General features: G+C 44.6%; 15 protein-coding genes. 2 read left to right on the top strand and 13 right to left on the bottom strand.

Going from position 1 to position 19274, the window contains the following annotated elements:
* The first annotated feature begins 69 nt into the window (after nucleotides 1–69).
* Entirely contained in the window at nucleotides 70–2451 is a 2382-nt protein-coding gene (locus CKQ84_RS13805) for a PilZ domain-containing protein (protein WP_105251714.1), read from the top strand.
* Here the strand turns inward: CKQ84_RS13805 and CKQ84_RS13800 are convergent.
* Together CKQ84_RS13800 and serB are read right to left on the bottom strand one after the other, a co-directional pair.
* A complete protein-coding gene (locus tag CKQ84_RS13800) occupies nucleotides 2448–3443 on the bottom strand; it encodes an alpha/beta fold hydrolase (RefSeq protein WP_173913188.1) in 996 nt (331 codons plus the stop codon). The two genes, CKQ84_RS13805 and CKQ84_RS13800, sit on opposite strands and share 4 nt — an antisense overlap.
* Before the next feature lie 115 nt (nucleotides 3444–3558).
* Nucleotides 3559–4539: a phosphoserine phosphatase SerB gene (serB, locus tag CKQ84_RS13795; RefSeq protein WP_105251712.1), complete on the bottom strand. Its 981-nt coding sequence runs from the start codon at nucleotides 4537–4539 to the stop codon at nucleotides 3559–3561.
* A 79-nt stretch (nucleotides 4540–4618) separates the two neighbouring features.
* Here serB and CKQ84_RS13790 point away from each other — a divergent pair, with 79 nt between their 5' ends.
* Nucleotides 4619–5653: a YtjB family periplasmic protein gene (locus CKQ84_RS13790; protein WP_158683052.1), complete on the top strand. Its 1035-nt coding sequence runs from the start codon at nucleotides 4619–4621 to the stop codon at nucleotides 5651–5653.
* Between the two features lie 190 nt (nucleotides 5654–5843).
* On the opposite strand, the gene deoD is transcribed toward CKQ84_RS13790, so the two are convergent.
* From deoD to pnp, 11 genes are all read right to left on the bottom strand, one after another.
* On the bottom strand, nucleotides 5844–6554 hold the full coding sequence (gene deoD / locus CKQ84_RS13785) for a purine-nucleoside phosphorylase (RefSeq protein ID WP_006086929.1): 711 nt from the start codon (nucleotides 6552–6554) through the stop codon (nucleotides 5844–5846).
* Between the two features lie 91 nt (nucleotides 6555–6645).
* Nucleotides 6646–7860, bottom strand: a complete 1215-nt coding sequence (locus CKQ84_RS13780; RefSeq protein ID WP_105251710.1) for a phosphopentomutase — start codon at nucleotides 7858–7860, stop codon at nucleotides 6646–6648.
* A gap of 9 nt (nucleotides 7861–7869) precedes the next feature.
* A complete protein-coding gene (gene deoA / locus CKQ84_RS13775) occupies nucleotides 7870–9201 on the bottom strand; it encodes a thymidine phosphorylase (RefSeq protein ID WP_105251709.1) in 1332 nt (443 codons plus the stop codon).
* Nucleotides 9202–9385: 184 nt separating this feature from the next.
* Nucleotides 9386–10156, bottom strand: a complete 771-nt coding sequence (gene deoC, locus CKQ84_RS13770) for a deoxyribose-phosphate aldolase (protein WP_006086931.1) — start codon at nucleotides 10154–10156, stop codon at nucleotides 9386–9388.
* A gap of 424 nt (nucleotides 10157–10580) precedes the next feature.
* Complete coding sequence (locus CKQ84_RS13765; protein WP_105251708.1) at nucleotides 10581–11441, bottom strand: outer membrane protein OmpK; 861 nt, start codon at nucleotides 11439–11441, stop codon at nucleotides 10581–10583.
* 347 nt (nucleotides 11442–11788) lie between these two features.
* A complete protein-coding gene (locus CKQ84_RS13760; protein ID WP_105251707.1) occupies nucleotides 11789–13084 on the bottom strand; it encodes a NupC/NupG family nucleoside CNT transporter in 1296 nt (431 codons plus the stop codon).
* A gap of 176 nt (nucleotides 13085–13260) precedes the next feature.
* The gene (locus CKQ84_RS13755; protein ID WP_105251706.1) at nucleotides 13261–14025 is read right to left on the bottom strand and encodes a TatD family hydrolase; all 765 of its coding nucleotides are present in this window, start codon (nucleotides 14023–14025) and stop codon (nucleotides 13261–13263) included.
* 10 nt (nucleotides 14026–14035) lie between these two features.
* Nucleotides 14036–14239 carry a hypothetical protein gene (locus CKQ84_RS13750; protein ID WP_105251705.1) on the bottom strand — a complete coding sequence of 68 codons (204 nt, stop codon included), beginning with the start codon at nucleotides 14237–14239 and terminating at the stop codon, nucleotides 14036–14038.
* Nucleotides 14240–14330: 91 nt separating this feature from the next.
* On the bottom strand, nucleotides 14331–15911 hold the full coding sequence (gene prfC, locus CKQ84_RS13745) for a peptide chain release factor 3 (RefSeq protein WP_105251704.1): 1581 nt from the start codon (nucleotides 15909–15911) through the stop codon (nucleotides 14331–14333).
* A gap of 99 nt (nucleotides 15912–16010) precedes the next feature.
* Nucleotides 16011–16913 (bottom strand): lipoprotein NlpI, encoded by a 903-nt coding sequence (gene nlpI, locus CKQ84_RS13740; protein WP_105251703.1) that lies wholly within the window; start codon nucleotides 16911–16913, stop codon nucleotides 16011–16013.
* Nucleotides 16914–17105: 192 nt separating this feature from the next.
* Nucleotides 17106–19205, bottom strand: coding sequence for a polyribonucleotide nucleotidyltransferase (gene pnp, locus CKQ84_RS13735; RefSeq protein WP_105251702.1), 2100 nt, complete (start codon nucleotides 19203–19205; stop codon nucleotides 17106–17108).
* Nucleotides 19206–19274 lie beyond the last annotated feature (69 nt).

Genomic DNA, 19274 nt, shown 5'->3' with positions numbered 1-19274 from the left:
AGTAACTGCGAATACTGCCGACATAAGACTAACAGCCCAATACAAAATAAGCATTAAAAAGAACCCTACATGAGTCTAGATAACCATAGTGCACTCATCGAACAGCTCAAGCCATTGCTCATGGAACCTAACTTCCAAGAGATTTTCCAGCAGCTGACGATAGATGAAACCAATTCGACCCGTTTTCTAGTGAAAATGGAACTCAGTCGTTTGGCTTCACCATGCACGCGAATTATCGATCTCAGGGATAAATCTGAGCTTCCTTGTGTTGAAGTGATGTTAGGTCAACAGCGACATTTTTTAGATGAACCCGCCAAAAACAGTATGCATGAGGCCATGTCACTGTTTCGCAACCAATATACCTTGGGAGTATACGAGTATGTGCTCAATGCTCACCAACAACGTCGGTTAAAGTTGCGCCAAAGTGTCACGCAAGTGGAAGCCGCTGAGTCAGAGCCTTTTATGGTGCCCGGCGTGGTATTAGGCAGTTATTTCAACCGCACAGAAGAGCGGATGAATTACAGTATTCGCATCGCAGCATCGCAAACCGGCCGTGGTGAAGTACAAGGGATAACTGCAGATTTATCCGTAGGTGGTGCCCGTATTCGCCTTGCAGCTAACCATCCCTTCGATCTCGACCACCCCCTAAAAATAAAGTTACTGGAACTCAGTGAAGAGTTTTACTATCCCGATCTCCAGCTCGGTGTTGACTATGAGGTTGTCGATAGCCAAACCAATGGCGAATATATTTGGTTAAGACTCAAGCGTATTGGGGGCAGCGAAGCCTTAAGTGAAATGCTTGGCAATTTAATCCGCGGCTACAAACTGCGTTACAAAGTAGATGTGAATGATGTGATAGTAACTGCATCTGGGCTTGGATTTGAGCGTCATTACTTACCCCATTTGCCGCACTTACCTTTATATTTCAATACTCACACGCAAGGTTTGAGCCACATGCTACTCAGCCGAGACAACCAGCAGATAGTGCATTATTTTCAAGATGAAAATGATGTGAGCCAGTTACCAGCTATGCTGACGCCAAGCCGTTTATCTGAGCTACTTAATCATCCTGAAAATCCCGACCATGGGCTGTTTTTTAGCTTTACCTATAATGCCCAAGGTTGCTTATATTTTTACTCTGCCACCTTAGCAGAGCTTAAAGCTAAGGGCATGATGCCTTTATTTTTAGGCTTTGCATCGACCAAGCCCAGCTGGCGGATCTTCAAAGTCACCCAAGATAAAATTTATCATGATAAGGGTTATCGACGTGCGACCCTCCCTGGAGATGAAGCAAAATTTAGCCCATTGGTCGAACAACAATTATCACAATTTAGTCATTTGCTTCAGCTCATCGAAATCAGCAACGAAGATACCAGAGGCCATTACAAAGCTTGGCAAGACGATAGTAATGCCAACGCCCTAAAAACCTTTGGTCAACAAAGACTGACCACCAATCAAATTAAGTTAGTTTCCATGCAGTTTAGCGAGCGACGCCAAGAAGCGCGTTTCGCCTTTAAAACCTTAGTCAATGTGACTCAAGACAAGCACAAAGCCACGGGCATTACTTTAGATATTTCAAGCCGAGGCATGCAATTAACCTTGGATAATCCTGCCGATTTTTCATCAAATAAACCACTACTGTTAAGCTTCCCAAAGCTCCAAACCATTGCAGGCAAAACACAGCTAGATAACCTCCCCTACCGCTTAGTACGTACCCGCAAGAATGGTGTAACCTTGCATTTAACCGCCGTTATGGGCCATACGCCCCATGTTGGAGTGGAATTTTTAAATAAACTTATTGCCCATAACAAAGAAAAATTAGAGCAACTCACCGAAAACAATAGTGAAATCAAAGAACTTGCCGATGGTTTAAAAAATATTTTGATGCATGATTTACATTCTGTGCCCTATTTTGTTGAAAAAACGACAAAATCTGCCCAAGTCGCTTGTTTAGGCGTTGGTACACAACAGGATGAGATCAGCGATATTTTTGCCGCAGGCACCTCAGATACCCTGCAATATAATTTAGCGCCACTGCTAAAAGACGGTTTTTTTAAGCGAGATATTCTCGAACCTATCCGTCAAATGAAACCCCAACAGGACATGGATTTTATTGAAGTGTTTATTCAGTTAATTCGCCAATCTCGCGGAAAAATCTTTTTAAAGTGCACTCTTGCAACTGAAATCGGCGATGTCGAAGCACAGATAACCTTTATCAATCAGAGCAAAGCACTAGGCAGGTTTCTCGCCCTACGGATTTATCGCGGCGCGACAGAGAAGCCTGACATGAACTACCTACGCCGTGAATTGGAATACATTAATATTCATGCAAACCATAAAGCTAAACAGTTAGAAGAACAGTTATGGCGTGTGATTGGTGTCGGCGAACTGTTAGATATTACCCAAGAAGTCGAATTAAGATACCCAGTACTTCATAAAAAGCAGTCTTAATTGTTCAATACCGCCAGATCAAAACTTAAATACCAATCCCTTATCTTAGGAAAATGATCACTGGTGGCATCTAAATGCGTCAGCATATCTGCATGACCATAGTCATGCTTAAAGCCATTCTCCTTAGCGAGAAGCGTCGATTTAACCCGTTTAAAGCCACACTCTACGACCATATCCGCCACATCTTCTGGATGCCCCAACACAGTATCGTTTTGCCCTGAGATAAACCAAGCCGGTGGCCAATGAGCATGCTTTGCCGCTTTCGCATAATCAAATCTATCATCGTGATCGATCCAATCGCCCCGCACCCAATCGATACTTTGAACTAATGAGGCGCGGCTCTCATTGTCCATACCAATGCGCAGCTTATCGGCGGCGAGGTAACCTTGTCCCATCGCTAAACCTGGCGCTAAACGATTCCAAAAAACATCAACCATTAACCACTTTTTGAAGGACTTAACCCGAATCGTCCGCTTGCTACCGAAGGTAAGCAGCGAACGAACGCTTTGTTGTAACTCAGGATAACGGGCCAGACTGCTCGCCATTAACACCCCGCCCCATGAATGGGCGCACCAATGCACCTGCGAAGGCGACACGGCTTTGCGATCATCTTGAGCCGCTTGTTCTTGACAAGCTTTTTGATGTAAATCGAGAATGGCCTGCTGCACTAAAGGTAACTGCTCGCGGATCACTTCCCCCTGCCCTAAGGTAAAATCACGATCGATTTTAGGCAAGCTGAGCCCTCTTCCTGCAGTATCCAGCACATACACCACAAATCCCGCCTTCGCTAAATAACAACCAAGACCACGGCCACTCTGGCTATAAAACACCCGACCGTTAGACATAGCGCCATGGAGCATGAGGATAGGCGTTTTAGAAAAATCAGGCGCAGCCGGTAATAACTGGCGTAGATGCAGTTGACCATCGCGGTACGGCAGGTAGATTGAAGACTGTGAAATGGTCGAAATTGAGCCTTGGGCGAGCTGAGTCAAAATAAGTCACTGGTAGTTTATCAATATCCCTAAACTACCAGCTCATCAATAAAAGACAAGAGTCCTTACTCTAACTCAGTATCTATCCAGACTTATATTTAAATAAATGAATAACCTAGATTTGTAGCAGATAAGGTAGAACCCGCAGGTCGAGGTGACGAATATTGGCATCCGCCGCCGCTGCCAGCTTAGGTTTGGCATGGAAAGCGATACCAAAATCCGCAGCCATCACCATAGGAATATCATTCGCGCCATCGCCGATAGCGACTCTTTGGCCTTTTGGAATTTGCCACTGCTCACTGCAACGCTCAACCACATCCGCTTTAAACTGCGCATCCACAACTTTACCTGTTACTTCACCCGCAAGTTTACCGTCAGTGATCACTAACTCATTAGCAAAGGCCGCATCTAAGTTTAGAAGCTGCCTTAAATGGCCAACAAAAGGCGTAAAACCGCCAGATGCAACCACTAAACGCCAGCCATGGGATTTAAGCTCTAAAAGCATAAGCTCAAGCCCAGGCATCAAAGGCAAATTGTCGCACAAGGTCGTGATAATACTGGCATCGGCGCCCTTAAGCTGTGCCACACGCTGACGCAGACTCTGCTCAAAATCTAGCTCACCTTGCATAGCACGTTCAGTAATCGCCGCCACGCGCTCACCCACGCCTGCCATGGCCGCTAATTCATCAATACATTCAATCTGAATCGCCGTGGAATCCATGTCCATCACTAATAAGCCGGGATGATTCAAGCGAGGCAAATCAGCATGAATGACATGCAATTCAGCTAAAGACTGAGGGAATGCCGCTAACTGCGCCTGAGAAGGCAAATTTACCAGTGCCAACTCGATACAATGTAAACCAACTTGTCGTTCGATATGGGCGATACCGATAACGTTAGACTGAGGTAATTGCGCTATCCATGCCGATATTGTCGCCTCTACCACGGCATCTTGATAAATAATTCGCACACGTGAAACACCAGCGGGGTTTGCTGACTCTTGATAACGTTCAAACACTTGCCCTTGGCGTTCAAACCTTGGGGAATGGCCAGAGACTAACCACAAAAAAAGCGCATCTTGGTTCAAGCTTTCCATCGGACTTAAATTCTCCAACTATCGGGCTCACTCAGAATCAATTATGATTAGGCAAGCGCTCTACATTTTAAGGGTCAAAGTGTTATATCTTAAAGGGCTAAAGAAAAGCCATAAAATCAGTAGACTGATCCAAATTGCCGCCGCCTTCGCCTTAATATTCGGCTTAGTGCAATTGTGGCAGACAAGCCTACTACAAGGTCAGTTGCTTCTAAAGTCCCAAACTCAAAAGATGGCCAGATTACTGGTACAGCAAACCGCTTATGGTGCCGCACCCGCGCTACAACTGCAAAATGACGAACAGTTGCAATGGCTCGCCAGCGCTTTAGTGGAAGATCCTAAGGTGATGTCCGCCGCCATCTTCAGTGACCAAGGCATGCGGCTATCCTTCGCTCAAAGCATCACTAAGGATGTAGTTGATCCTGACTCGGAAGAAATGAATTTGCTGCTAAGCAAATATCCTCCCTATGTAGAGCCCGTGATCCAAGAAGGGAAAAATCTAGGTTATGTCGAAGTCAGGCTTGATACCAAGTTATTTTTCAACGAAATCAAAGAAGCCCATAATTTAAACATGGAGCAACAACAAATCATGCTGTTGGTTGCAGGCTTGATTGGTATGTTACTTTCGCGCTCTTTGTCTTTCAAACGTGCCGACTTCGACCGCCGTCGCTTTCGGGTTAAGTTGCGTCAAGCGCCGAAAAAACCTGAGAAACGATCATTAGCTAAAGAGCCATCAGAAAGTGTTAATGATGGTTTGGCGCAAGAGCTAACCGAAGATCAACCGGTGGCAACCACTGATAACCCACAAGAGAAAGTGACTAAGCCCACTAAGGCACCAAAAGCAGTGACAGAGGCAAATACCGATAAGCTCACTCAGACCAGCGTGCAAACTAAGGCCGAAAAAACGTCAGAAAAATCATTGGAATTACAGGATAATACAGCAGTTGAAAACGCGGCAAACGATGCGGAACAAGCGGTACCTGTTAAGGTTAAACCTAAAGTAAAAAGTGTCCGTCGGGTAAAACACGCGACTAAAGCAACAGCCGCTGCGGCCGAAACCTCGACGCCAAAAACACCCAGTGAACCAAGTGATCTCGACACAGATTCAACAGGTTAATATCTATTTCGATAGATAAGGTAAATCACTAATCTATTGATAGCTAAGCTCTAGATAAGCCATAAACAAGCAATTTCTAATAACCAAACCATTAATAACAAAGTCGAATAGAACAGCCGCTAAAAATTGGCATAAAAAAGGGTTCGCATTGCGAACCCTTTTTCAGTAGCACACTCTTACAGCGTAACAGTTACAGTGTAATCGCCGCTTCTAATGTCATGATGATCATGTCATTGAATGTGGTTTGACGTTCTTCTGCAGAAGTCTTTTCACCGGTGCGGATATGATCAGATACAGTCACAACGCACAGGGCACGCGCACCAAACTCATGGGCAACGCCGTACAAACCAGCCGCTTCCATTTCTACGCCTAATACGCCCATCTTCTCCATCACGTCAAACATTTGTGGATCAGGAGTGTAGAACAGGTCCGCAGAGAAAATGTTACCTACGCGAACTTTAGTGCCACGAACTTTCGCAGATTCGATAACCGCATTCATCAGCTCATAGTTAGCGATAGCGGCAAAATCTTGGCCTTTAAAACGTAAACGGTTAACCGCTGAGTCAGTACATGCACCCATACCGATGATCACGTCACGTACTTTAACGTCAGTGCTGATCGCACCACAAGTACCCACACGGATCAGGTTCTTAACGCCGTAATCACGAATTAATTCAGTTGCATAGATAGAGCATGAAGGAATGCCCATGCCAGAACCCATTACTGAAATACGCTTACCTTTGTAAGTACCAGTAAAACCTAGCATGTTTCGAACATCAGTCACTTGCTCAACATTTTCTAAGAATGTTTCAGCAATATATTTTGCACGTAATGGATCGCCTGGAAACAGCATTGTTTCAGCGAATGCGCCCTCTACAGCATTAATGTGTGGTGTTGCCATCGAAATAACCCCTGTTTATTTTATTAAGACTTAAGTCTTTGTTTACTGACGGCAAATGTCAGCCGCCAAATCGAAATAAATGCTAATTTGCCTAAAGGAACGATTCGCCATAGGCCATAGGTTCAAGCTTAAAGTGGCTCGCAATAGATTGGCCGATATCGGCAAAGCTATTACGACGACCCAGCGATCCCGCTTTCAATCCAGCGCCAAAGGCTAATACTGGCACATATTCACGGGTATGATCCGTGCCTTGCCATGTTGGATCGCAACCGTGATCCGCCGTTAAAATCAGCAGATCGTCTTCACCTAATAATGCGAGCATTTCAGGCAAACGGGCATCAAAATATTCCAGCCCTTTGGCGTAGCCAGCAACATCACGGCGATGACCGTAGTGAGAGTCGAAATCAACGAAGTTAGTAAACACTATAGTGTTATCACCCGCAGATTTCACTTCGGCTAAAGTCGCATCGAAAAGTGCTTCTAAGCCGTTCGCCTTCACTTTTTTAGTGATACCACAGTAAGCATAAATGTCGGCAATCTTGCCTACACTCACCACTTCACCGCCAGCCTCTTTCAGCTTATCGAGTACAGTTTTTGCAGGTGGCGCGAGCGAATAATCCTTACGATTGCCAGTACGGGCAAAATCACTTGGACCAGTACCATCAAATGGACGGGCAATGACGCGACCTATGTTGTAAGGCTCTAACTCTTCACGGGTTATTTCGCAAAGACGATAGAGATTGTCTAAACCGAAGGTTTCTTCATGACAAGCGATTTGGAATACTGAATCAGCAGAGGTGTAGAAAATAGGCTTGCCAGAGCGCATGTGCTCTTCGCCTAACTCTTCTAAAATGGTTGTACCTGAGGCATGGCAATTACCTAAGAATCCATCCAGACCTGCACGGGCTAAGATCTTATCCGTCAGTTCTTTAGGGAAAGAATTTTGGTGCTCGCTGAAATAACCCCACTCGAATAGTACGGGCACGCCCGCCATCTCCCAGTGACCGCTCGGCGTATCTTTACCCGAACTTAACTCTTGTGCATGACCATAAGCACCAATCAGCTCAACATTATCGCCAAAACCGGGGGCAAAGGCGCCAGTACTTTCCATCGCTGCATGGCCTAAACCTAAGCGCGCTAAGTTAGGTAATTTCAGCGGACCTTCGCGGCCAATATCGGCTTTGCCTTCGGCACATGCTTTAGCAATATGACCAAAGGTATCGGAACCGACATCACCAAAGCTTGCTGCATCAGCAGAAGCACCGACTCCAAAGGAGTCCAACATCATAATAATGGTACGTTTCATAATTCTTCCTTAAAGATCCGATGCACGAATATAGGCATAGATCTCAGGTGTTTTTTCTGGAGCGGTTTCACCAATGTGAATCGCTTTTTTCACCGCAAGTTCAGCTTCCGCGAAGGCGGCTTCAGACTGTGCATGGATAACGGCAATCGGAGTCGATGAATCTACTTTATCGCCTAAAGCACACACTTGAGTTAAGCCAACACTATAGTCTAGTGCATCACCGGGCTTACGGCGGCCACCACCTAAGGTCACAACCGCTAAACCTAATTCACGGGTATCCATGCTATAGGCATAACCTTGCATATCGGCAAAAACTGGACGAATAATTTGTGATTGCGGTAGGTATTTACTGTAGTTTTCAACAAAATCGACTGGACCACCAAGACCCGACACCATCTTGCCAAAGAGTTCTGCAGCACGACCATTATCGAGCACACGATTCAGTTTAGCGCGAGCGTCGGCTTCATTGCTTGCAAGACCGCCAAGAAGCAGCATCTCAGCGCAAAGACCCATAGTGACTTCATATAAACGCGGGTTACGGTAAGCACCCGTTAAAAAGTCGATGGCTTCTTTCACTTCAACCGCGTTACCGGCACAAGATGCAAGCACTTGATTCATATCGGTAAGCAAAGCTGTCGTTTTAGTGCCCGCGCCATTAGCAACAGCTGCAATACTGCGAGCTAATTCTTCCGATGCTTCATAGGTTGGCATGAAAGCACCACTACCGACTTTCACATCCATCGCTAGTGCATCTAAATTACAGGCTAATTTCTTAGACAGAATCGACGCTGTGATGAGGGAAATGGATTCAACGGTGGCGGTATTATCGCGGATAGAATAGAAACGTTTGTCGGCAGGAACGAGATCGCCTGTTTGGCCAATAATCGCCACACCGACTTCTTTAACCACTTTGCGGAACAATTCACTTGATGGCTCAGTTTGATAACCCGGAATGGCATCAAACTTATCGAGCGTGCCGCCCGTATGACCTAGGCCACGCCCAGAAATCATAGGCACATAACCACCACAAGCCGCAGCCATAGGGCCAAGCATAAGGCTAATCACATCGCCCACACCGCCAGTGCTGTGCTTGTCAATAACAGGGCCATTGAGTCCCAATGACTGCCAATTAAGTACAGTGCCAGAATCACGCATCGCTGTCGTTAAAGCGATTCTTTCATCCATATTCATGTCATTAAAGTACACGGCCATGCCTAATGCCGCGATCTGGCCTTCGGACACTGCGTTAGCAGTGATACCTTGAACAAAGAACTGTATTTCTGCGGAACTTAGCGCTAAACCATTACGTTTTTTACGAATAATCTCTTGAGCTAGAAACATGATACTGCCTCCAAGATAGGCACTAACAACCCTGTCGCTAGTGCTTATCTTTGCAATGAAACATCAAAACTGTAGCAATATTACAAGTTCATACTATCGAAGTTTTGAGTTTGCCAAATAGATTTAGGTCACACTTAATTAGGCTCGCTATACGCTGATAGTATTAATCAGCGATAGTTTGCAATTAATAGCCTTGAGTTGGCTTAGGCGCATCAGCTAATTCTAGTGTGTGTAACAAGCTGTTTAGTAAACTTGAAGCACCAAATCTAAAGGTACGTGGTGAAACCCAATCAGCACCTAAAATACGCTCAGCAACACCGAGGAATTCAGCCGCTTGTGCAGCATCACGCACACCACCGGCAGGCTTGAAGCCTACTTGGGTATTCTTCTCGCTGATCACAGTTAACATGATTTCAGCCGCTTCAAGTGTGGCGTTTACAGGCACTTTACCAGTAGAGGTTTTAATAAAGTCAGCACCTGCATCGATTGAAAGCTCTGATGCACGGCGGATAAGTGCAGGATCAGCTAACACGCCAGATTCGATGATGACTTTTAACAAGACTTCACCACAGGCTTCTTTACAGGCTTTAACTAATTCAAAACCAATTGTTTCATTGCCTTCCATCAGTGCGCGGTATGGGAATACCACGTCCACTTCATCGGCACCATAGGCAACAGCTGCGCGAGTTTCTAGCACAGCAATGGCAATGTCATCATTGCCATGGGGAAAGTTAGTCACAGTGGCGATTTGGATATCTTCAGCACCGATTTCATCTAACGTCTTGCGTGCAATCGGGATGAAACGTGGGTAAATGCAGATAGCGGCAGTATTGCCCGCAGCCGTTTTCGCTTTGTGGCACAGGTCGATCACTTTTTGATCTGTGTCGTCATCATTCAAAGTCGTTAAGTCCATTAACTCAATGGCGCGTTGTGCTGCTTTTTTTAAATCAGTCATAATAGCTCTCCAAAATAAAAATTAAATGAATAGAAATCAGTCGCATAAAAGCAACGCTTGAGAGGTGGCATTATTTTGATTATTTTTATATGGCCGGGCCTTCAGGCGGTGCCGAGTAATTTGCTTGTACAAACTACCTTGTTGTAGGTATTCAATCTTGCCTAAGCCATAAAGAACAATAGGCATCCTGACACTTAAAATAACTTATAAGTGACCACGACTTGAATCCTTGAAGACCGGAAGAGAGGATACGAATAAAATCTTGCTCCTACTTTTCCGCGAAAAATCCATTTTAGCGCGAGAAAAACACAAACCTTTATATAAACTCACTTGTTAGCCTAATAGGCTTAGATAAAGACTCATGGTAAAACTAAAGATGGAGCCGCATAATGCGGCTCCAACAAGCAACTACTATTACAAGAGATTAGAACTTGTAAGTTGCTGACAGGTAGTGTGACCAACCTGTTGATTCTAGAGCTAGTGCACCAGCACCATCTTCTAACAGATAGACGTCTTTAAAGCCTTTCAAGCCATATCCAAGAGCGTAACGATCTGAGTGCCAGTATAGGCCAAAGAATGCGTTACCACCGTTAGTTGTTTTTGGTACGAAAGCAGCTTGGTCTTCGTCAGCGCCGAATTGATAATCAACATAACCTTGAAATGCTAAGAAGCTCTTATTGTCGAAGAAGTAGAAAGGCTTGAACCAGTTAGCAGAGAACTGGTAACCGTTCCACTCTTTAGCATTCATATCGTAGTGGCCGTACAGGTTCATGCCTGTTTTGCCTAACCAAGGCACGTTTACGTCTGCACCTATACCCCAGAATGTGGCATTAGTACCAACATTATCACCATTAAAGTCACCACCGATTAATCCGTCCCAGTTGAACAGAGTAGAGAAGTAAACTTCTTGGATTGGACCGAAAGATAAATCTTTACCAGTCACTGCATCAATAGAAATACGTGGTGCAAACTTCATAAACAGTTTGCTTTTGGCATTAGCTGGATTCTTATCACCATTGCTTGATGATTCATTAGCAAGGTTAAATATATCAACATAGCCATATAAATCGAATATTCCAGAACGGCCGCCAAATTCCATTTCTAAATAGTTATGTTGATCGCCTGATGCTGGGTTCTCAGGTTTTTCACCAATAGAGTACATAGCATTGAATTGCATCCACTTGTAATCAGAACCGTGAAGATCAGTACGATCAGCAGCAAATGCGTTACCAGAGATTGCTGCTACTGCAGTAGCGGCTAAAGCTAAAGTTTTAACGTTTTTCATCATCAACCCCATTTATCTTGTTTGCTACCATCGAGGGTAGCGTTCTTTTTGTGGCGTTCGCATTCTACCTAGATTAAAAAAAATCTCAATAATCTAGCGTAAAATCACAAACACAAAATTCTTAATTGTGAACAAAGTCGCGACTTCTGCATTACGATTAATTAACGTAACCGTAGACTCACGACATTTAAGACAGAATGACAGCTACACTTCGGTTGCATTCTGTGTCTTTCAATTGGAGAAACTATTCACTACAGGAATCACTACTGGAAAATGGTTGAATTAACTTAGGCCCTGCCCTGCATGGTCAGGACCCAGTTAGTGGGGTTTCCCCCTACTGTTGCTACTTAGATAGCTAAGAACAAACCAGCAAGTGTTGCGCTCATTAAGTTAGCTAAAGAGCCGGCGATAACCGCACGAATACCCATTGTAGCTAAATCATGACGACGGTTAGGAGCCATAGCACCTAAACCACCAAGCAGAATCGCGATTGAAGACAAGTTAGCGAAACCACACAGAGCAAACGAAATAATCGCTTGTGTTCTATGAGTCATCACAGCTTGTGTCTCAGCAACACATAACGGCAGACCTTTAACAACTTCAGCAGCTACTGCTGTACAAGCCGTGGCAGCATCAGAGATATATGGAGCAAAGTTTAAGTAAGCAACGAATTCGTTAACAATGATCTTTTGACCGATGAAAGAACCTGCTACTAATGCTTCATTCCAAGGCACACCGATAAGGAATGCTAAAGGCATAAACACATAGCCAAGGATCAGTTCAAGTGTTAAACCTTCAACGCCAAACCAACCGCCCACACCACCAATAATGCCGTTGACCATAGCGATCAAACCAACGAAGGCTAACAGCATAGCGCCTACGTTTAAGGCTAAATGCATACCAGATGAAGCACCTGCAGCAGCGGCGTCTAATACGTTAGCTGGTTTGTCAGGATCTTCTGGTAAATCGCTCATGTCATTTTTAGCAGCTTCAGTTTCAGGGTGCATCAGTTTAGCCATTAATAGACCACCTGGTGCTGCCATGAATGAAGCGGCAACTAAGTATTCGATAGGTACACCCATCTGCGCGTAACCAGCCAATACTGAACCCGCGATTGATGCCAAACCACCCACCATGATCGCAAACAGTTCAGACTGCGTCATAGTTGGAATGAATGGGCGAACCACTAATGGGGCTTCAGTCTGACCAACGAAGATGTTAGCAGTTGCTGACATAGATTCAGTACGGCTTGTGCCCAATGCTTTTTGTAAACCACCACCGATGATACGGATGATCCACTGCATAACGCCTAAGTAATATAGAACCGCAATCAGAGAAGAGAAGAACACAATAACGGGTAACACGTTAACTGCGAAGATAAAGCCAAGTTTGAAGTTAGCTAAATCACCAAACAGGAAACCGATACCGTTTTGTGCGTAACCAATAACGCTAGAAACCGCATCAGACATTCCTTTCAGAATGTCTTTACCAACAGGAATATACAGTACAAAACCACCGAAGGCAGCTTGGATAGCTAACGCGCCGCCCACTGTACGTAAATTAATTGCTTTTTTGTTATTCGATAGGAGGAAACCTATCGCAAGTAGGGTGACCACCCCTACTAAACTCATTAATATATCCATTAACCATCACCCTATTGTTAACACTTTTTAATTATGTTGTTAATCAACCTATTTCCGAGTCAGATTATACCCGAGGCAAAGTCGAAAATCGTCGTTTTGATCATATTTTTGGAGTTTAATTTCAATCGCTTAGTGCAGAATGCTAGTGCGACCTACACCTGTTTATTTAAAAACAGCTAAAGGTCAAACAGTTGCATTGCATTCAACACCAAGTGTTCTGATATTAGAACACTTGATTTTTTTTGCAAATTGGCAATTTTGTCTATAAAAAGAACAAGGTTAGCGGGCTGGTTACGTTTTTCAGTAACATTTATCGGTGTCATTGCTGGAGAGTCAGTCTCAAGTATGAAGTGCTGAAGTGGTAATTCGCTGACAGTTTTGAGCAATTTTTTAGCATTAGGGTTCATAATCAAACCACCAATTCCCAGCTTAAAACCTAATTTGATATATTCCAGTGCAATTTCAGTACTGCCAGAAAAAGCATGTATCACACCGCCTCTAGGCAATTGATACTTTTTCAAACACTCTAAAACCTCTGAATGTGCTTTTACGCTATGAATAATAACTGGCAGATTAACGGACTTAGCTAAAGCTAATTGTGCCTCAAAAAATGCGAGCTGCTGAGGCCACGTTGAGGAATAGAGCTTATCTAAGCCACATTCACCAATAGCAACAAAGCGAGGACATTCTAGTAACGCAGAAACTTGAGATGTTAATGCTAAGATCCCAGCATCAACATCCTCTGGACAAAACCAAGGATGAATACCAAGGGCAAAATAAGTTTGGTATTGTTCGGCAACGGCGAGCTGTTTGTGCCAGTGCTGCGGCGACACACCGGGAATAATCAGATTATCTACGCCAACACTGTGCATTCGCAACACCACATCGTCGCGGTCAACATCAAACTCGGCAAAATCCAAATGGGCGTGGGTATCAATCACAGTAAATGCCTCACTCTGCGGTCGATTTACCAATTGAATGAGGTTCAGGTGGTGATACGGTTTCGTCAACCACCAAAGCTTTGGCGCATTTTACCGCTAATGGAGGATCTTCAAGGCGTGGCATGCAACAGCGACGATTTTCAGGTGTCAGCCCCATTCGGTCGCACCAATGAATATAAGCCTGCCATGTTTTTGTGATCCAATTCGCCATCATTCACATCCAGAACCGATTTTTAGTTTTCGTTAGATACAAAAATGGCGGTGAATTCACCGCCATTTCAACCACTATTCTAAACCGAACCCTATTAGTGTTCGCGGGTTTTCGCAAACTCAATATCAGGATATCTTTCCATCGAAAGATTAAGGTTAACCATAGTTGGTGCAATATAGGTTAAGTTATCGCCACCATCGAGAGCCAAGTTTTGGCTACACTTACGGCGGAACTCTTCAAGCTTACGCTCATCCTTACAATAAACCCAGCGAGCTGTCGACACGCTAATACCTTCGTAAATAGCTTCGACGTTATATTCACTCTTCAGACGACCAACAACCACTTCAAACTGCAGTACACCCACAGCGCCAACAATCAAATCGTTAGTATCAATTGGGCGGAATACTTGTACAGCACCTTCTTCAGATAACTGTACTAAGCCTTTTAAGAGTTGCTTCTGTTTAAGCGGATCGCGCAAACGAATACGGCGGAACATTTCAGGGGCGAAGTTAGGTACGCCAGTGAAACGGAATTTTTCACCTTGGGTAAACGTATCGCCAATACGGATAGTGCCATGGTTATGTAAACCGATGATATCGCCTGGGTAAGCTTCTTCAGCACGCTCACGATCGCCCGCCATAAAGGTCAATGCATCGCTAACGTTAACATCTTTACCAATACGCACATGGTGCATTTTCATGCCCTGCTCGTAACGGCCAGAACACACACGCATAAAGGCGACACGGTCACGGTGTTTTGGATCCATGTTTGCTTGGATCTTGAACACGAAACCGGTGAATTTTTCTTCATCAGGCATGATAACGCGTGTATCGCTTTCGCGCGGTAATGGCTTAGGTGCCCACTCGACGATGCCGTCAAGAATATGGTCCACACCAAAGTTACCTAGCGCAGTACCGAAGAACACTGGCGTCAACTCGCCTTTCAAGAAAGCTGCATGATCAAATTCATGCGACGCGCCGCGCACTAATTCCATCTCATTGCGCAAATCAGCGGCATAACTGCCAATCGCTTTCTCAAGATCAGGATTATTAATGCCTTTAATTACACGACGCTCTTGGATCGTGTGTCCCATACCGCCTTGATACAAGACCACTTCATCACGCAGTATGTGGTAAATACCTTTGAACTCTTTACCGCTGCCAATAGGCCAAGTAATAGGTGCACAGGCAATATTCAGCACGCTTTCGACTTCATCCATTAGATCAATAGGATCACGGATATCGCGGTCGAGTTTGTTCATAAAGGTCACAATCGGCGTATCACGCAGACGTGTCACTTCCATCAACTTGATCGTACGGTCTTCAACACCCTTAGCAGAGTCGATCACCATCAAACATGAGTCAACGGCCGTCAGAGTACGATAAGTATCTTCAGAGAAGTCTTCGTGACCAGGCGTATCGAGTAGGTTAACAAGGGCGCCACCATAGGGAAATTGCATGACAGACGTAGTAATAGAAATACCACGGTCTTTCTCCATTTCCATCCAGTCAGACTTAGCATGCTGACCCGATTTTTTGCCTTTAACCGTACCCGCTTTCTGCAAAGCGTTTCCGAATAACAGCACTTTTTCGGTAATGGTTGTTTTACCCGCGTCGGGGTGCGATATGATCGCGAAGGTGCGACGTTTATCGACCTCTACTTTATTGCCTGACATGTTAACCTATGCACTTGTATCGCTAAAAAGGCGCAAATTATAGCGCCTCAGTTCGAGCTTGGCTAGGCAAAGCCCGAGATGAACTCGGGCTGAGAGAGGTTATTTTGTGGCTTCGAGCAAACCTTTGACTTTGGCGAGTTCAATACGCGCATATCTATGTTCGACAAAATCATAGATATTGGTTGCTAATGCTAAGCGAAAATAGTTTGCAGCATCTTGATATTGCTTAGTTTCTATCGCCATTTTTGCAAGGTAAAAATAAGCTTCGCATAAACGTTCAGCATATTCTTTCGGATATGTTAAGCCGACTTTAGCGGCTGAAAACACCTCATCACGGCTTTTTTTACCTAAATAATAATCGACGATAACAGTCGCCCAAGCATCATTTTCTAAATTCTGACGATGCTGCGCTAACTGTTTTTTAGCTTCAACGGAGTCAGCTTGCAAATCAATCAAATACAGCCATAATGCCCGATAACCGTCTTTATTATCGCCGGCATAAAACGCCTGCATATCTTTAGTCGCTAAATCAATACGGTCGCCATAGTACAAAGCAATACCACGATTCAAATAGGCATAATCATAATTAGGTGCTAACTCTAATACGCCATCGAAGGCTTCATAGGCGCTGTCGTATTCACCTTCTTGGGTGTAATAAATTCCAAGGAAATTATAGGCATCAGCAAGATCAGGCTGAAGTTTTAACGCTTGCATAAAATCAATCCGTGCGAGCAGTCTTAAGCCTACACTGTCGTAAATCACACCACGATCGTAATGAAATCTGGCTCTCTGTTCATTCGTCAGTTCGACCGTAGCCAAAATCTCGTTGAGTTTTGCCAGTGTCACTTCGACTTTATAATCAGGCATGACAGGCGCGACAACCAATTTACCTTCAACATCATTATGGTTATCTAAAGGAGACTGGGTGGTTGCGCATCCGGCTAACAACAGACTGGCACTCGCCAGCACAGCAACGACAGCGGTTCTAATTTTAAGACTCATCCATTTCTACCTTTTTAGATTCCCAACATACGCAGAAGAATCTTCATGATAGCAATCCCACCACAGGACCGCTATTAGGGAATTAAGATTAATAGTGACTTTCTTAATGCCAAAACAAAAAAGGAGATCATTTGATCTCCTTTTGATGCAATCACTTAAAAAGTGTGTGCCTATAAATAAGTCAAAGACTCATTATTCAGCAGCAGCTTCTTTCGTTTGTGCTTCTTTAATTGACAGACGTACGCGGCCTTGACGATCCACTTCCATCACCTTAACGGCAACTTCTTGGTTCAGCTCAAGGTGATCAGACACGTTAGCAACACGTTCATCACTGATTTGTGAAATGTGTACTAAACCGTCTTTGCCCGGCAGAATATTCACGAATGCGCCGAAATCAACGATACGGATAACCTTACCATTGTAGATACGACCCACTTCAACTTCTGAAGTGATTTCTTCGATACGACGGATAGCTTCTTTAGTTGCTTCGCCGTTTGAAGAAGCGATCTTCACAGTACCATCATCTTCCAGTTCAATCGTAGTGCCCGTTTCTTCGGTCAGAGCACGGATAACTGCGCCACCTTTACCGATAACGTCACGGATTTTTTCTGGGTTGATCTTGATAACAGTGATACGTGGAGCGTGATCAGAAATATCATCACGGTGTGAACCAATCGCTTGATCCATCACGTTCAGGATATGTACACGTGCACCATAGGCTTGTTGCAGTGCGATATCCATGATTTCTTTAGTGATACCTTCGATCTTGATATCCATCTGCAGTGCAGTAATACCATCACGCGTACCCGCAACTTTAAAGTCCATGTCACCTAAATGATCTTCATCACCTAAGATGTCAGAAAGAACAACGAAATCATCGCCTTCTTTCACTAGACCCATAGCGATACCCGCTACAGAAGTCTTGATAGGTACACCAGCATCCATCAACGCGAGAGAAGTACCACATACTGACGCCATAGAGCTTGAACCGTTAGATTCAGTGATTTCAGATACAACGCGTACGCTGTATGGGAATTCAGCCGCTGAAGGCATAACAGCGTTAATACCGCGCCAAGCTAACTTACCATGACCGATTTCGCGGCGCTTAGGTGATCCCACCATGCCTGTTTCACCAACAGAGTATGGAGGGAAGTTATAGTGCAGCATAAAACGGTTAGTGCGCTCGCCCATGATGCTGTCGATCTTCTGAGCATCACGTTCAGTACCTAGAGTACAAGTGACTAACGCTTGAGTTTCACCACGAGTGAACAATGCGCTACCGTGAGTACGTGGCAATACGCCCGCTAACACACTTAAGGCACGGATCATGTCTGGTTCACGACCATCAATACGTGGCTCGCCACGGATGATGCGACCACGAACCACTTTCTTCTCTAAGCTACCCAGTAAGTTGTCAACTTCACGTAAATCAACGCTTGGGTTGCTCGCTAACAAGGCTTCTTTTGCTGCTGCTTTAACAACAGAAACTTGAGCATAACGATCTTGTTTAACTTGGATTTTATACGCATCACCTAAACCAGCTTCAGCAAGCTCTTTGATTTGGGCAACTAAATCGGCATCTTGCGTTGGTGCAGTCCAATCCCAAGTTGGTTTACCGGCTTCTGCTTTAAATTCAGCAATCGCCTTGATAACCACTTGTTGTTGATCGTGACCGTAAACTACAGAACCTAACATCACTTCTTCTGGTAATGCTTGGGCTTCTGATTCCACCATTAATACTGCACCAGCAGTACCAGCAACCACTAAGTTCAGTTGACTGGTTGCAAGTTGTGCAACACTTGGGTTCAACACGTATTCGCCATCAATGTAACCCACACGTGCAGCACCTAAAGGACCGCTGAATGGAATACCAGAAATAGCCAGTGCCGCAGAAGTACCGATCATGGAGATGATATCTGGCTCGATTTGTGGATCGACAGATACTACGGTAATGATAACTTGAACTTCGTTTTTGAAACCATTAGGGAAAAGAGGGCGAATTGGACGGTCGATCAGACGAGCGATTAATGTCTCATCTTCTGAAGGACGGCCTTCACGCTTAAAGAAACCACCAGGAATTTTACCCGCTGCGTAGGTTTTTTCTTGATAGTTAACAGTCAGAGGGAAAAAGTCACGGCCTGCATCTGCATCTTTTTTACCGACAACAGTGACTAACACTGTCGTGTCACCCATACTCGCTAAAACGGCTGCATCAGCTTGACGCGCTATAACACCTGTTTCCAGGGTGACTGTATGTTGACCATACTCAAAACTCTTTACAATAGGATTCACGTGACCCATTCCTTAATTAATGACCTTGAATTACGCGCGTAAGTATACTGCAATTCGGATCAATAGATA

Origin of the sequence: Shewanella sp. WE21, from assembly GCF_002966515.1 — a bacterium.
In the GTDB taxonomy this organism is placed as follows: Bacteria; Pseudomonadota; Gammaproteobacteria; order Enterobacterales; family Shewanellaceae; genus Shewanella; species Shewanella oncorhynchi.
This window is presented reverse-complemented; position numbering and strand designations above follow the sequence as displayed.

Bases quoted from the DNA above. Each gene is read 5' to 3' on its own strand.
- CKQ84_RS13805 (WP_105251714.1), top strand. From the start codon at position 70: ATGAGTCTAGATAACCATAGTGCACTCATCGAACAGCTCAAGCCATTG.
- serB (WP_105251712.1), bottom strand. From the start codon at position 4,539: ATGGAAAGCTTGAACCAAGATGCGCTTTTTTTGTGGTTAGTCTCTGGC.
- deoD (WP_006086929.1), bottom strand. From the start codon at position 6,554: ATGGCAACACCACACATTAATGCTGTAGAGGGCGCATTCGCTGAAACA.
- CKQ84_RS13780 (WP_105251710.1), bottom strand. From the start codon at position 7,860: ATGAAACGTACCATTATTATGATGTTGGACTCCTTTGGAGTCGGTGCT.
- deoA (WP_105251709.1), bottom strand. From the start codon at position 9,201: ATGTTTCTAGCTCAAGAGATTATTCGTAAAAAACGTAATGGTTTAGCG.
- deoC (WP_006086931.1), bottom strand. From the start codon at position 10,156: ATGACTGATTTAAAAAAAGCAGCACAACGCGCCATTGAGTTAATGGAC.
- CKQ84_RS13765 (WP_105251708.1), bottom strand. From the start codon at position 11,441: ATGAAAAACGTTAAAACTTTAGCTTTAGCCGCTACTGCAGTAGCAGCA.
- CKQ84_RS13760 (WP_105251707.1), bottom strand. From the start codon at position 13,084: ATGGATATATTAATGAGTTTAGTAGGGGTGGTCACCCTACTTGCGATA.
- CKQ84_RS13750 (WP_105251705.1), bottom strand. From the start codon at position 14,239: ATGATGGCGAATTGGATCACAAAAACATGGCAGGCTTATATTCATTGG.
- prfC (WP_105251704.1), bottom strand. From the start codon at position 15,911: ATGTCAGGCAATAAAGTAGAGGTCGATAAACGTCGCACCTTCGCGATC.
- nlpI (WP_105251703.1), bottom strand. From the start codon at position 16,913: ATGAGTCTTAAAATTAGAACCGCTGTCGTTGCTGTGCTGGCGAGTGCC.